The following is a 14,073-nucleotide window of genomic DNA, read 5'->3' on the forward strand; positions in this document are numbered from 1 at the left end:
TCCCAACTGTTCGTATAGTGATCCCATCACAACGACAAAGGGGAAATAAAATGAACAATCAAAATACCCGCCTAATTCGCTTGCCAGAAGTTATGAACAGAACCGGCTATGGCAAAGCATGGATTTATCGCTTGATTAGTGAAGGCTTATTTCCAAAACCGATAAAAATTGGCACGCGTGCAATTGCATTTGTCGAAAGCGAAGTTGATGAATGGATCGCATCTGCAATTGAACGTTCACGTAAAAATGCAGCCTGATTACGGAGTTAATAATGAAAATGTTAAATTCAGGGTTTAAAAATAAATGGTGCTATTCAGCAATGGGCAGAGCCCCCCCCTGATACTTAATAAGTATTACTAGGTCAAATTTTAGTATTAAGCAGTAATAGCAATAGTTAGTAGTAAGAATCATGGTGACTTTTTTACCATGACATTCAAGATTAATAAGTACAGGAGAGTTAAAATGAATAATTCAATCAGAGTGCCGGAAGATAAAGATTTTGTATGTGCGTTTGTAACTTCACCGGATAGTTTTTATGAGGCTATTGAAAGTTATCGTAATTATGTGGATCCAGTCGGAGAGATAGAGTTTCATCGTGTCCTTATCTTTATGCTGTATGCTATACTTGAAGTAGGTGGCGCTGAGGTTTCCATTAATGACGAAGTACAGAAATGTATTGAGCACATTATTAATGAAAAAAATATTATCAGAAAAAATAATGCATGTAATAATTCGTGAAATTTGCAACGAATTATCATGGGTACAGTCAGTATAAGTCTGTACCTTTTTATCTTAACTCTACTGGTAATGGGATGTAAAAATGGATGGATATACTTTTGGTAGTAATTTATAATGGATATGCGGATTTTGCTATGGAAAGTATTTTTGGGAAAGATAGTTTTAATGTTTTCCTAATTGTTTTATTTAGGAAAACTGAAAAATTCAGGATTTAAACGATACTGGTATTTAAATTCAGTACGCATAATAATATTTGTATCAATCAGTTTATCGATGGCCTGATAAAATCGGGCTGGTGTGATATGTATCTCTTCCTGTTGTGCAATGGATGTTGCACGGTGAAAACTCAGGTAAACAGTGCTTTTATCTGGTGTGTATGAAGCGATTAATGTGAGAAGCCAAAATGCATTGTGAGCAGTATTGTTCAGATTGCGTTGTTCATCTGATAATTTATTCTGGTAAAGGTAAGCAGGGAGTCTTTTCTTCATAAAGATATCCTTTATTTTGTTAAATTTTTCGCTGGCGTGGGGCATAAAATCACCAGCGCTGTTATGTCTTTTAAAAGGGAATGCCGTCAGTTGGATATCTGTTTCTGGATTTTTTTACCGGCTTTGTTTTGCGCCCTGCGCGATAAAAGTTGAATGAAGTGGCAAAATCTTCAGTCTCAAGTCTGGATTTACTGAATTTATCCATCAGATCTTCATTGAAACGATGAGGAATGCCTTTTACACATAAATTAGAATTCAGGTAAACCTGACCGTCTTCAGCGTTACGGATCAGTATTTTCCTCTCAAATAATTCTCTGAATGCACGTGAAACATTTGATTTATTCAGTCCTAACTCTCTGGCAGTACGTGACTGTGAAAAGTCAGGGATAATATTTCCATAATCAATGACTGAGAAGAGATAAATAACAATTCTGAATGCCGTCGGTGTCAGATCCATTCTGGCGAGTGTGGCTGTATTATCTTTAAAGACCATCGAAAAATCGTCACGAAAGGATGTCTTTTTACAGGCACTTGCTTTAACTTTTATTTCTTCCAGATCTTCGGGCATAACATCTAATGCTTCTGCAATAATTGCTTTTTGTTCTTTAGTTAACATAACACTTGTGTTTGACATAATGGCTCCTTTTTTATTATTGTAATTACAGATATGGCATATTTAATTCATTTGTCAACTGGGTTAGTGATATTATTTTAATTATATTTACTTTTAAATTTTACGTTTATTATTTAGTAGGGGGTAATGGGTTATCAGATTTAAAACAAGGGGTCCTAAATTTCACCATCACCTGGTATGTAATTAATAATTTTTGGTGCTGAAATTAACAACAGCGGATTTTGCGTAATGATATGATTTTATTGATTAATTTCCTATTTTGATCTGCAAGATAAAAGAGTGATAAAGAAATAAGAAACCACTGTTTTACATTAGATCGACACTCAAGGCCTTGGTGTACCTGATGAAAACACTTTTATTGTTGCTTTTCTTACATAATATCATTTCTGAAATGAAGCCTGCGCAACTGTATGTTGCGCCATTGGGCTTCAGAACATTACTACAGTATTTTCTGAAAGTATAAATACGCTTCGCGCACGAGTTCATAGAACTGAGGTTAACTGTCATTACAAATACGCTTCGCGCAAAAAAATCAGGAGTCTGAGTTGATCGGGAAAGCGAACACCGATACATGATTTTAACCGTCTGCTGACTACGGCTCACGCCGGGACCCTTCGGAAAAATCCTTTCTGCTTCAGCGAGTGAGTGCTGTGGGCACTCAGCGGCGCTGCCAGGGAGACAAAATTACGATTTTTCAACTGTTTGGTAAAAATAATTAACATTTATCGGTAGTAGGGGCGTAAGCCAGTGCGTAGCACGCTCTCAAAAAATATTCCTGTGGGTTTCTTATCTGCAATAGGGAAATAACTCTGATAATTGAAATATGAAATAGTAATACAGTCGGGAAGACACACCTTAGTACAGTAAAAGCTATTTTTATTTATGGGGGGATAAAATATATATCAATAATAAAATATTTTAATTTTACTATTGATTTTAATTTTTAAGATGATAGTACTTAATTATAAAAACAAAAGAATGGAGGAAATCATGAGTGCTATTAATGTTTTATCACAGGAGGAAAAATTTATACATGTTGTTGATAAATTTATAACCCATCATCACAACAGCGTTAATAACAATGCCTTTTATAAAAAACTTTATGTTCTCTTCGCAGGGTATCATCTGAAGTATTTTTATTCACGGGCGCAGTACCGCAATTCATGTTATCACGTAGATAATATTATGCAGATGTTTACAGGAGTCGTTTCGACCCTGAACACAACGCTGCTCAGGAAGCTTGCAAATAGCGACACGTTGCTGCATTGCCTGAATTCACTCGTGAATTATATTTCAGGCAATTTGGATGAAGCAGAGCATACTTATGCTGATTTGCTGGCACAGTATGAAAAGAAACGCATTACAGGCTCTCTGGCTTATACTCCTCCTGGCTCAGTGATCAGGAAAAGATTGTGACAGCGACAGCGGCGTGGATAGGACATGGGATACTGGAGATAAATGGAGCAGGCGTATCCTGCAGGATACCATATAGAATAAAAAAGGCAGGGCCACCCATTTGGTGTCCCGCCTGTCGCGATGGCTTTATGGTGGGTTTACTTATCAACGACCTGCCAGCCATCATCCGTTTTGACAAGGGTTACAGCAGCAGTACGCTTTTCGTTATCGACAATAGCCGTCACATTGCATTTATAGCTTTTATCAGATACTTCTACGCAGTCATGCTTTTTGACTGATTTTAATTCGCGCAGTGCGTCTTTTGGGACATCCTTGCCTGCTATAGATTTCACGAAAGCATTCGTCTGTTCCACGACCTTATGCATGGCCGTGTAAATATCCTGTTCGGTGGGTTCGCTGTTACAGCCGCTCAGCAAAAAGACAGCGGTAACGAGTGTGATAACGGCATAAGTTTTCATAAATAATTCCTTGGCTGTAAGATGAGTTATTGAATCAGACCGGTATTCATTCTGCTTTTATTTTCAGAGAACGACCATTTGTTGACAGTTTCTCCTTTAAATTCGATTTCAAGCGTTTTGGCCTGCGTCTGTGAGCCCCCCGTCAGCAGCCCAACAAGGGGAATAAATGTGGTGGCATCAAACTGATTGTTATCCATCGAATAAGTCCATTCTTCATTGCCACTATCAAGTGTAGTCTTGGTTTCGGGCTCACCTAATGCGGTAATTATTTCTGATTTCGTTGTTTTATTTTTGATGATTTTTGACTGCAGACTTTGTGATGTTTCGTTTTTGAGATGTTGATTGCCTGATGTCGAACAGCCAGAAATAACTAAAGCGGAAATAAAAAACGCAGAAGTAATGAATTTGTTCATAGGTCACTCATATTAATTTTTTATGTTTGCTATGGTGTGAAATTAATATCACCGTATAAAGATAACTCTGTCTGCATAGGTCTTTTTAATTATGCAGATAAGAATAATAACGCTGGCAAAAAACGTAATGACTGAGACAGGAGTGCTGCCGGTCAATGAAAATACTAACCAGGCGAGAGCTAATGCCACGAATTGAAAAAGGAATGCCACACTGAGAGGACTTTCACCATAGGCCACTTTTGCATGGCAGCCTTTGCAAATTCGCACGCCGTGCGGGCTTTGTGTAAAGCAGAAGGGGCAGCTAATCGTTTTATTATCCATCATGACTCCATGGCCTGATTTAAGGTGATGTATTTTTGAACATTTTCGATGAATGACCCGCTTTAGTAAAATTGCTTGTACCGATCGATGATTGCTTCGTGATAGGTTATAACTATCATAACTACGTTATTGATCTATACAAACGATCAATAATTTATTGACTATCATTTCGTTATGGACTAATGCGCCTTATGGTATGTGGTGCTGGTTATTCCTAACTGATTGTTCCTGAAGAGAATGACTGGCTGTGAAAGGAGCGGGTGTCAACAGGTGCAGGTGCAGAATATTGCGCAAAGGATGTGTTGTTGCATGCAGCAGTGACATTCCTCTACGTCTGAGAAGCACAACAATTTGGCTGAGTAATAAAAGCCACGCCTTCAGGCGACGCTGGCGGGGTATCTGACGGGTTGTATTGTGCAGCTTGCTCCTGAGCTGAATGATACCCACTGTCTCCTGTTGTCTTTCCAGGCGAATTTTTTCTTCAAGCTGATGGATTTTCTTCAGAATCGTTTCCCGGTTTGCAGCCTGTTCTTCAGACTCGCATGATGGCACTGGCACAGATGCAAGTACTGTTGGCTCCTGTGCTTGTTTCAGTAAAGTCAGATGTTCCGGTACGAAATCAATCAGTGTTTGCAGGGAAGACCAGCCATATTTTTTTCCAAGCTGAGAAGCTTTAAAGGCGATGTCCTGGTGCTGAAATGAAAATCCATTCATTTTACCCGTTGTGGCGATATTGGGTTTGCAGGTCACTCCTTCCTGTTCCAGTAAGCGGACAAAGGTTAGTAAATCGGGACGTTGGATTAATGCCTTGTCGATCAGGGCTTGCAACTGTGACTTAGGGCAGGGAGCTGCAGTTCGTTCTGCCATCATCAGTTCGTTGCGGGAGGGCTTCCTTTTATCCTGACGGCGGCTACCGATTACACCCGTAGTTTCGGTGAGACCGTGTACTCTCTCCAGCTCACTGATAATCCGTGTGCTGATAAGATTTTCATTTTTTCCTAGGTACAGTTTTCCACCGACCATGTTAATACGACTTCCAATGATATGGATATGCTGCCCGTCAGCATCGTTGTGAAGGATATAACAGCGAAGGTGCGTGTCAGTGAATCCCATTCGGGCCATATAATCGTCAGCGAATGCAGCCCACTGTCTGGTCGACAGACTCTCACTCTTTGGTAGACGAAGCGAATTATGCCAGACAGGTTTGGCAACATCGGGACGCAGCAGTCGGGTGCCTTCAAATTCACTTATAAGCTCAGCAGCAGTGTTGCCCGTCATGTTGCCACCGATAACATAAGGCGTGATTTTGTGGTGTGAACCTGACTTCAGGCTATAGAGAACCACACCTGTGAATTGTTTACCCCTTTTTATTTTCTGCATGCCTTTCATCGGTCTGGCTCCAGAAAGTTTGTAGGAATAAGGTGATCGCGAAGAGTTTTGATTTGTCGGCGTAGGGCAAAGAGTTCTGTACGGGTCAGTTCGCTGTCAGGGCTTTTGCTGTCGAGATGATTCAGCAGGCGATTTAAATCCTGTGAAAGGTTGCCGAGTTTAATCCATGCTTCACGATTGATTTCTGGCAGAACCGGTGGGAGTTTATTCAGGGAAGCCATCCTGAGCCATTCACCTTTTTTATACTGACCTCTTTTACTGTCGAGAATAATTAACTCTTCTTCATTTAATCTGACACTGATACAGTGATGTCGTATTTCATTATCAGGAAGTTTGTCAGTATGAAATTTACCGCGTTTTGATACTCTGGTTATATCATCATCATTACTCATGTCACTGTTCATAGTTATCCTTTTATTTCATGTTTATTACTACAGATAACCGATGAAGTAAATAAGTCAAGTTGTTACGGGGTAAATAATTTAATTAGCTGGATTAAAAAAGGTATACCATTTGACAAATAGTATACCCATGAGGATATATCAGATTAATGGTCATTAAATGAAACCTTTCAAACTAAAAAAAGGGTTGTTTACTCCAGAGTTTTAGAGTCTTTTTCGCACAGGTGCACGGGGGATCTCTGGCTTCATTTCTTTTAACAGGTCTTTTTTCTCTCTTCCCGCGATATAAGAAAAAATCTTATCGGAGTCGGAACGCTGTCTGAGTATATCGTCGTCAATTCGGATACCATTTCGAATAAACCATTTCACGCTCTCTATGCCGGTGTAGATACCAATATGTTTATCATGATAACAATTATAAAACTGAACATGGCTGATATCGGTATATTTTTTCAGTGAGGTAAAGAAGGACTTCATGTTTTTGACATATAATGCGAAAGTACAGTGTTCGGCGATAAGGATATTACGCCCTTTTTCATGAAGCAAAGCAATTAGAGGCAACGCCTCAGTTGAAACATGTTTAAATAAAACTGGCGTGCTGTCTATTCTATCAACATGGCGTTTGAGGGCATTAATACTGAAATCATATATCCACCACTCGTTGTCAGTCGGAAGGTCCAGCACCGCTTTGCCGCCATAATCTCTATGGTTTATGTCACACCCTTTATTTACCCAGTAATCAAAGACGTCATGATCGAGGAGGTTATAAAGAAGCGTTTGTCCTTCGTTATCTGTGCTGTGGATATCAATGCCCGCGTTTATGAGGAGTTCCGCACAATCTATGTCGTAGCGCTGCCAGTGAAGACAGGACTGGCCTTTATTATTTTTATGCTGAATATTAACGCCTGAATGGATCAGTAATTCAAGCACTTGTGGATTGTGATTACTAAACAATGCATTATTACCATCATAGTCTGTATGATTTACCTTTATGCCTGCTTCAATCATTGCTTTTACAGCATTCATATGGTGGCAAAAGAAAAGAGCATTCTCACCGTATTCATTTGTTGCATTAATATCGACTCCTGCTTTAATACAATTCAGCACGTCCTCTCTGGAATGACTGTTAAATAATGTATCTGTTATGTGTTTTTTCATTGTTATTCTCCTTTGTTATGCTGCAAGTTTGTTGTAAGTGTTGTTGTTGGTTTCATACTCTTTTATTTTTACGATATCGTCATAGACTCGTGAAAATGAAAACCATGAGATCTCTTTAACTTCTCTTTTCTTGTTTTGATATATAATATTACACCCGCGAAACTGGAATGCATTGTTGAAGGTATCATGGTTCGCGTTTCTGAGAAAATGAACAAATGATTTAATTGTCTCTTTCTTGCTTATGTTGTAAGAGAGAAAGGTATGAATAGAAAAGAGGGTTAAGATATTTCTCTGAGTAATCATATGTCTGGAGAAGTAGCAAAAATAAAAATCCTGTTCTTCATTGGCTGTTTTGCTAAATACAGAAAATTGTGGGTTATATAATCTGTAGAGATCTGCATTCTTTTTTGTTTTAGCAAGATAGTTTGTTAGTGTTGGGTAATTTTGTTTTTTCATTTTCATTCTCCTTTATTGTTTGAATGAAATGAATATATATTATCAATTAAATAAAAATCAAATTTATTTTTAATGATTAAAAATAAGAAAGCGTTTTCTTTTTATTTAATTAATTTAATTCGATGTTTTATATAGGAAATATAATATTTATCAAAAAGTGCTATTTTTTATTTATCATTAATAAACTTTCTTGTTTGTGGAGGGGATACATAATTGTCAGGAACAGAGACTGAAAAATATCAGGTGTTGAGCGGAGTATAAATTGGGGGGTATGCTATTTAAAGAGCAGGGCAGCATTTTCGAAATTTTATATGGCATGAAGGTTTTTCAGTAACAGTGCTCCATCAATAAAAAATTGCTTCAACTCTATCCATAGTGTGATTATTAGAGTGAGGAGAAAAATTGGGTCATATCATCTCAGTTATTCTGTGCTCAGGTATAACCTTTTATTCGAATCAAACTATTGTTCATATGTGTACCAATAAAGTTAAGAAATTCATATCTGAGAAAACATTTACGACCTGCTTTCTCCGCTGCTCTGATCGATAGTTGATTATCAGGGATAATCATTCCTATCAAAAGGGAGGTATTTTCGGCACGCTGGCAAAGAGTCTACTCTCTTAGTCGCGTGTCTAATATTCGCAGGTAGGATCGGTCTCAGCCCGAAATAGTTTGAAAACCAGAACTTTGCTTAGGGCCGCGTACACATCATGTGGGTAGGTTCAGAGCACCTACTGCTCGAAAGAAAACCGGCGATCCTCACGTGATTCTCGCTCAATATTCGTAACCAGTAAGCGCATACCCTGACTCACTTCAAAGTGTAATTCTCAGGGAGCGAATGACCCTCTCTCGCTCACAGCAGACCTTCAGCTCACTAAGCTCGTCCGTTTAGTGCCAGAAGCGGACATTGGAGAGCACTCAAGTTTGCCCGTTATCCTGAGATCTATCCATTCTGGCTCGCCGCCGTCGTTTGCTCACCTATTTTATCTTATTTGTTATCCTGCTCTGGGAAGAGTTTAACTACTTTGGTATCATGACTGCGTATAGTGATATTTTATATCAACTAGTTATGAAAATTTCCCCAATGTTTTTATCATATTTAAACTTTATATGTAGAAGATTATTATGGAACATTTATCAGAAGTAGGTAAAAGAGTAGAGAGATTGCTTTACTCAAGTGTGCTAATAATTTTAGCTAGTTTCTTTTTTTATTTTTTATCATCAGCAATTACATTAGATAATAATGGTTTAAAGAAAACCATGCTTACAGGTTTTATTGAGGGAATTAATGAAAGCCGAGAATCTCTCGACGTTGCAAAAGTACTTCAGGGAAAATATAAGCAGTATGTGGATGATAATAAAAAGAAAACAGATGCACAGAAAAAAGAGGAAGAGGACAAGAAAAGACTTGAAATAAAGAATATTAACAAAAGCAGAGTCAAACTAGGCTTACCTGAAATAAATATTGAGAAAAAACTTGAAGAAAAACCAAGTTCGTATGACGACCTTGATGTTAAAAATATAAATTTAATTAGAAGTAAATTAGGACTTAAAAACTCATTGTCTATTGAAGGGGCAAAGGATGTATATAACGAATTTTATTATTCATTAGTTTACAAAAATCTTTATGGGGACAAGGATTTAATAAATACCTATCTAAGTAAAGTCGATTTACCAATAAATGAAGTATTAATAGATGCCAAAAATAGCATCAAGATTTTTGATAGTGGTTCAGTTAAAGTCTTCGACGTAGATACTCCAATACAGATACCTTTTTCATTAGGTGATATGAAATCAAAGGTTTCATTATATAACATTGAAAGTGCTGGAATAATATTCATGCCAGTACTGCTAGTTATATGGATTGGTTCTCTCTCAATGACAAGAATTAGAGAGGTTTACTATATAAAAAAGGTGAAGAATATTGCCAAGTCATACCCTCACATCTTAAATATTTATTATTTTATCGACAGGGATATGCTTGAAAGCCAGAAGGAAATAGATGATTTCAACCGAATGAGAATTGGAGATCCTGCAACAATAAAACAAAACAGATCGATTTCTGTAATATGCTTTTTATTTAGAGCGGGTGTGATATTGACACTTTTATTACTAATGACCGCTCCTTTTTATTTAGGTGCGCTCAGAATTTTCAATAGTCTAAACATCTTTAACTTAATGATATTGTTTGTGTGCGGTTTTATAAATATCATTCAATCAATGTCATTGCTAGCTGCTGAGTTCTCTATTTTTCGAAAAATATTCTTTACTGAAGGTCAAGCTAATGAATATATTTAAGGCGTCTTTGTTTATACTTTTTTTCGTTGCATTTAATGCAAGTTCTTATACGGTTTTCAGTTCCTATGGTTCATGCAAAGTATGGAATGAATATACCAAAAATGAAAGGGATGATAAAGATAGTTTGTTACCGTCAAGTTTATGGACTTCTACTTTGATGGGGTGGCTTGCGGGGTTTACTACGGCAGTAAACATGAGTACTGGTGAGGAGAATTTTCCGAATATAGATCTTGCGACAATGAAAGAATATATTGTGAATTATTGTGAAAAAAAACCAACAGGTAATGCATATGACGCAGTTTTTGAAATAAGGAGAAAGTTGAAGAAATAAAATATTGTGATCTGTTCCCACTGATTAACACACCGCTCTGCTAGTAAGGCAGCCTAGGTGATAAGAATCATTGCGAACTTCCGATCATCGCTCACATCGGATGATTCACATCAGCATGTCCGCTCCGTGCCAGAAGCGGAAGTTGCTACAGTGACTTATCTTAGCCAAAGGAGTCATGGTCAACAACAAAGATATTGCTAACTGAGGTATGTATCTAATACTGGGGGGTAGATCACATTTACCTATAATTCAGAACATTATTATGGCTATAAAAATGTGTACCATACAAAAGATTAATGCATTGTACAGCCGGATTCCTACACAAAGGAGAGTCTATGATTAACGAATCCATTCCCAGAAAACGAAATTATATATTTCTATTATAGGTCTCACTCTATTTGCAAAGAACAATCTCTGGCACGCTTTAGAACGTGCCGGTCAAAAATTAGCCAAATAAACGCAGGGAAAATAGCACACTTTTTGTGTCTAAATTTCAACAAGTTTTTGGCCTGTGCTGCGAACATTATGCCCCAAAAGGAGAATCCAGATGGTTCCAATCCAAGAAGTTGATTTTCACACGGATAAAAAAGTCTTCTACAAGCTGCATATTATTTCTCCGACAGGAACTGCACCATTTTTTACAGAGGTGTTTGTTTACGACTCTGAATTTAATCCACCCTTTGTATCAACGGTTACTTTTCATCAGCAGTTTCAGGATTCCAAAGCCGCGTTTGCTTATGCGCTTAGTTGGGTGGATGGCTACAGTAAAAAGCATGGTTACACGGTCAACCAAATCAACAATCCATGTAACTGTGAATTTCTATCACAAGCTGATCAACAACAATCAGTCGAAAGTGCCGGGCTCAAAATCCAAGTTAAAGTAAATGGGGCATAACAATGCCAATCACGGCGACAGTTTCTTCGTTGCGGCGTCGCCTCCACTACAAACCTGCACGTCTTAGCGACGTTAGGCGAATCAGAGTAAATATCTATGTTCAGTGAATTAGAAAAGGAATTTCATAAAAAAGGGATTCCTACAGATAAACCAGATTTTTATGATCATCCAAACTTTATTAAGGAAGAGCAACGAGATCCAAGCTACTTGATTAAGTTTGCAAAATTTGTAGCAGAAAAGTCATACACTAATGAATATCTAGAAAAGGCAGAGCTTATAATTTCTGATGTGGCAAAAATTTTAAGCAAACAGCTATTAGATAATGGTCGTCAAGGTGCTTGTGTGGATATATCAGGAATTCTTGCTCGTATACTGGAACGTAAAGGTATATGGTGTGCTTGCATTAAAGGCTCTTGCACAATTGATTTTCCAAAAAAGTCTAACGAGGAAACAACATACTACTGGTCATCAGACCATGGTGAATTTACCGCAGGACATGCTTGGGTATTTGCTCCACCATTCTCTATAGTGGATATCAGCTTGAAGCAGCAACCATACACAGGTACTAAAAAAAACTATATCCCTGAAATTATCATGGTGAAAAATGCTGTCAAAACAACATCAACTATAGAAGACATTATCAGTCCTGAAATCAGGATGCTAATGAAAGCTCAAGGAATTCCAAAGCATCTTATGCTTAAGTATGGCGCATCCGAGATGAATCTCATCCAAGAAATATTTCCTGCCCAACTGATAGAACTTAATGAAACAAAATTCAAGTTTTCACCTGTTGCTGTTCATGCGTCTACAGAGCCATTGCCGGGTATGAAAAACATGAAGTTTAATGGAATGTATCCTTACGATATGTACAAAAAAACTATAAAAGATAAAGTGCCAAATATTGTCTAACTAGTAAATCCAGGTGACGCCTACGGTGAAACCTGATTCAGGCATTAACGTACGTTCCTCGCTCACAACGGACCTTCAGCTCAGTTAGCTTGAACGCTCCGTGCCAAAATCGACCATTCTATAGCAATGTGTCGCAAAAGATTGGCCACAGTTCAATGGATATGTACTTACTGGGTCTGGCTGTTCTTTTCTAACCGAAGGGCTGAAAAGCAAGGGGAACTCGAAGAAGCAAGCGCAGCGGCTTCGCAGAGTTAGCCCTTGCTTCATTTCGTATAATAATAAAAAATCGTAGTGGACGATGTTATTATATAAATACATAAAGCTTCGTTTGCATTTATTTTAAAGCTTCTATTGCAGTTCAGGAGAAGTTCCGAGTCCATCGCTTTGGTAGCTTAAAGGAAGCTAAATGAAAAGGCTGTTTAAATGCTTCGCTTACAATGATTTTAACAACTTCTCTTATAGTTTAGGAGAAACACCAAATTCATTGTTTTAGTAGCTCAAAGGAAGCTAAATGAAACGGTTGTTTAAATTCTTCACTTTGAATCGCTACGGATTTAACAGACACCTCAGAGTCATTTAAAATGGCTTAAAGAGAGGTGCACATGAGCAGTAAGCGTTATCCTGAAGAGTTTAAAATTGAAGCAGTCAAACAGGTTGTTGATCGTGGCCACTCTGTTTCCAGCGTTGCAACACGTCTCGACATCACCACCCATAGCCTTTACGCCTGGATAAAGAAGTACGGACCAGATTCTTCCACCAGTAAAGAGCAGTCAGATGCTCAGGCCGAGATCCGCCGACTCCAGAAGGAGCTGAAGCGGGTTACTGACGAACGGGACATATTAAAAAAAGCCGCGGCGTACTTCGCAAAGCTGTCCGGCTGAGGTACGCCTTTATCCGTGACAACTCCTGTTGCTGGCCTGTTCGTCTGCTTTGTCGGGTGCTGAATGTTCATCCGAGTGGGTTTTACACATGGCTTCAGCAGCCGCATTCACCACGGCATCAGGCGGATCTCAGGCTGACAGGACAAATCAAACAGTTCTGGCTGGAGTCCGGGTGCGTTTATGGCTATCGCAAGATCCATCTCGACCTGCGAGATAGCGGGCAACAGTGCGGGATTAACCGGGTCTGGCGGCTGATGAAGCTTGCCGGGATAAAGGCTCAGGTCGGGTATCGAAGCCCGCGAGCGCATAAAGGTGAAGCTAATTTCGTGACACCCAACAGACTCCAGCGACAGTTCAATCCAGATGCACCGGATGAACGCTGGGTAACGGACATAACCTACATCCGAACCCACGAAGGCTGGCTGTATCTGGCCGTGGTTGTTGACCTGTTCTCGCGCAAAGTTATCGGCTGGTCAATGCAATCCCGGATGACAAAAGATATTGTCCTGAATGCACTTCTGATGGCCGTGTGGCGACGTAATCCTCGAAAACAGGTGCTGGTTCATTCTGATCAAGGTAGTCAGTACACAAGCCACGAGTGGCAGTCGTTCCTGAAATCACATGGACTGGAGGGCAGTATGAGTCGTCGTGGTAACTGTTACGACAACGCAGTTGCAGAAAGTTTTTTCCAGCTACTGAAGCGTGAACGGATAAAGAAAAAGATCTACGGAACGCGGGAAGAAGCCCGTAGTGATATTTTTGATTACATCGAAATGTTTTATAACAGTAAGCGTCGGCATGGTTCGAGTGATCAGATGCCACCGACGGAATATGAAAATCAATATTATCAACGGCTCAGAAGTGTCTAGATTATCCGTGGCGATTCA

The 14,073-nt window shown here is 38.8% G+C and carries 17 protein-coding genes; 8 read left to right on the forward strand and 9 right to left on the reverse strand.

All coding sequences use genetic code 11. From position 1 onward, the window contains the following. Window positions 1-50 precede the first annotated feature (50 nt). Both OGV67_RS05305 and OGV67_RS05310 read left to right on the forward strand, forming a co-directional pair. Window positions 51-257, forward strand: a complete 207-nt coding sequence (locus tag OGV67_RS05305) for a helix-turn-helix transcriptional regulator (protein ID WP_058648858.1) — start codon at window positions 51-53, stop codon at window positions 255-257. A 205-nt stretch (window positions 258-462) separates the two neighbouring features. Beyond that, window positions 463-738 (forward strand): hypothetical protein, encoded by a 276-nt coding sequence (locus OGV67_RS05310; RefSeq protein ID WP_058648859.1) that lies wholly within the window; start codon window positions 463-465, stop codon window positions 736-738. A 182-nt stretch (window positions 739-920) separates the two neighbouring features. Here OGV67_RS05310 and OGV67_RS05315 read toward each other — a convergent pair whose 3' ends face one another. Both OGV67_RS05315 and OGV67_RS05320 read right to left on the reverse strand, forming a co-directional pair. Further along, window positions 921-1,226: a hypothetical protein gene (locus OGV67_RS05315; protein ID WP_109176916.1), complete on the reverse strand. Its 306-nt coding sequence runs from the start codon at window positions 1,224-1,226 to the stop codon at window positions 921-923. A gap of 70 nt (window positions 1,227-1,296) precedes the next feature. Further along, complete coding sequence (locus tag OGV67_RS05320; RefSeq protein ID WP_000072653.1) at window positions 1,297-1,860, reverse strand: helix-turn-helix domain-containing protein; 564 nt, start codon at window positions 1,858-1,860, stop codon at window positions 1,297-1,299. 990 nt (window positions 1,861-2,850) lie between these two features. Here OGV67_RS05320 and OGV67_RS05325 point away from each other — a divergent pair. Next, a complete protein-coding gene (locus OGV67_RS05325) occupies window positions 2,851-3,276 on the forward strand; it encodes a hypothetical protein (RefSeq protein WP_001274226.1) in 426 nt (141 codons plus the stop codon). Window positions 3,277-3,413: 137 nt separating this feature from the next. Here OGV67_RS05325 and OGV67_RS05330 read toward each other — a convergent pair whose 3' ends face one another. The 7 genes from OGV67_RS05330 to OGV67_RS05360 all read right to left on the reverse strand — a co-directional run bounded on the left by OGV67_RS05330 (window position 3,414) and on the right by OGV67_RS05360 (window position 7,872). Then, window positions 3,414-3,734 (reverse strand): cell wall-binding protein, encoded by a 321-nt coding sequence (locus OGV67_RS05330; RefSeq protein WP_286465044.1) that lies wholly within the window; start codon window positions 3,732-3,734, stop codon window positions 3,414-3,416. Between the two features lie 26 nt (window positions 3,735-3,760). Beyond that, window positions 3,761-4,147 (reverse strand): SEN1984 family lipoprotein, encoded by a 387-nt coding sequence (locus OGV67_RS05335; protein WP_109176910.1) that lies wholly within the window; start codon window positions 4,145-4,147, stop codon window positions 3,761-3,763. 48 nt (window positions 4,148-4,195) lie between these two features. Continuing rightward, window positions 4,196-4,468, reverse strand: coding sequence for a hypothetical protein (locus OGV67_RS05340; RefSeq protein WP_004114852.1), 273 nt, complete (start codon window positions 4,466-4,468; stop codon window positions 4,196-4,198). A gap of 189 nt (window positions 4,469-4,657) precedes the next feature. Further along, window positions 4,658-5,857 (reverse strand): relaxase/mobilization nuclease domain-containing protein, encoded by a 1,200-nt coding sequence (locus tag OGV67_RS05345; RefSeq protein WP_286465048.1) that lies wholly within the window; start codon window positions 5,855-5,857, stop codon window positions 4,658-4,660. Next, the gene (locus OGV67_RS05350; RefSeq protein WP_134688096.1) at window positions 5,854-6,261 is read right to left on the reverse strand and encodes an ATP-binding protein; all 408 of its coding nucleotides are present in this window, start codon (window positions 6,259-6,261) and stop codon (window positions 5,854-5,856) included. The genes OGV67_RS05345 and OGV67_RS05350 overlap by 4 nt, the downstream gene beginning before the upstream one ends. A gap of 201 nt (window positions 6,262-6,462) precedes the next feature. Then, window positions 6,463-7,416, reverse strand: a complete 954-nt coding sequence (locus tag OGV67_RS05355; protein WP_286465052.1) for an ankyrin repeat domain-containing protein — start codon at window positions 7,414-7,416, stop codon at window positions 6,463-6,465. A gap of 15 nt (window positions 7,417-7,431) precedes the next feature. Then, window positions 7,432-7,872 (reverse strand): hypothetical protein, encoded by a 441-nt coding sequence (locus OGV67_RS05360; RefSeq protein WP_134688098.1) that lies wholly within the window; start codon window positions 7,870-7,872, stop codon window positions 7,432-7,434. Between the two features lie 1,125 nt (window positions 7,873-8,997). Here OGV67_RS05360 and OGV67_RS05365 point away from each other — a divergent pair. The 5 genes from OGV67_RS05365 (at window position 8,998) to OGV67_RS05385 (ending at window position 14,055) form a co-directional block, all read left to right on the forward strand. Next, the gene (locus tag OGV67_RS05365; protein WP_135565845.1) at window positions 8,998-10,170 is read left to right on the forward strand and encodes a hypothetical protein; all 1,173 of its coding nucleotides are present in this window, start codon (window positions 8,998-9,000) and stop codon (window positions 10,168-10,170) included. Further along, a complete protein-coding gene (locus OGV67_RS05370; protein WP_131618421.1) occupies window positions 10,157-10,501 on the forward strand; it encodes a hypothetical protein in 345 nt (114 codons plus the stop codon). The genes OGV67_RS05365 and OGV67_RS05370 overlap by 14 nt, the downstream gene beginning before the upstream one ends. A 547-nt stretch (window positions 10,502-11,048) precedes the next feature. After that, window positions 11,049-11,396, forward strand: a complete 348-nt coding sequence (locus tag OGV67_RS05375) for a hypothetical protein (protein ID WP_286465060.1) — start codon at window positions 11,049-11,051, stop codon at window positions 11,394-11,396. Between the two features lie 96 nt (window positions 11,397-11,492). Beyond that, a complete protein-coding gene (locus OGV67_RS05380) occupies window positions 11,493-12,305 on the forward strand; it encodes a hypothetical protein (protein WP_286465062.1) in 813 nt (270 codons plus the stop codon). A gap of 602 nt (window positions 12,306-12,907) precedes the next feature. Then, window positions 12,908-14,055, forward strand: a protein-coding gene (locus OGV67_RS05385) for an IS3 family transposase (protein WP_286464973.1) whose coding sequence is annotated in 2 segments (ribosomal slippage) — window positions 12,908-13,145 and window positions 13,145-14,055 — 1,149 coding nt in all. Because the reading frame shifts where the segments join, the coding sequence is not laid out codon by codon here. Window positions 14,056-14,073: the final 18 nt, after the last annotated feature.

Origin of the sequence: Citrobacter sp. CK188 (assembly GCF_030333525.1) — a bacterium.
GTDB classification, from domain to species: Bacteria; Pseudomonadota; Gammaproteobacteria; order Enterobacterales; family Enterobacteriaceae; genus Citrobacter_B; species Citrobacter_B koseri.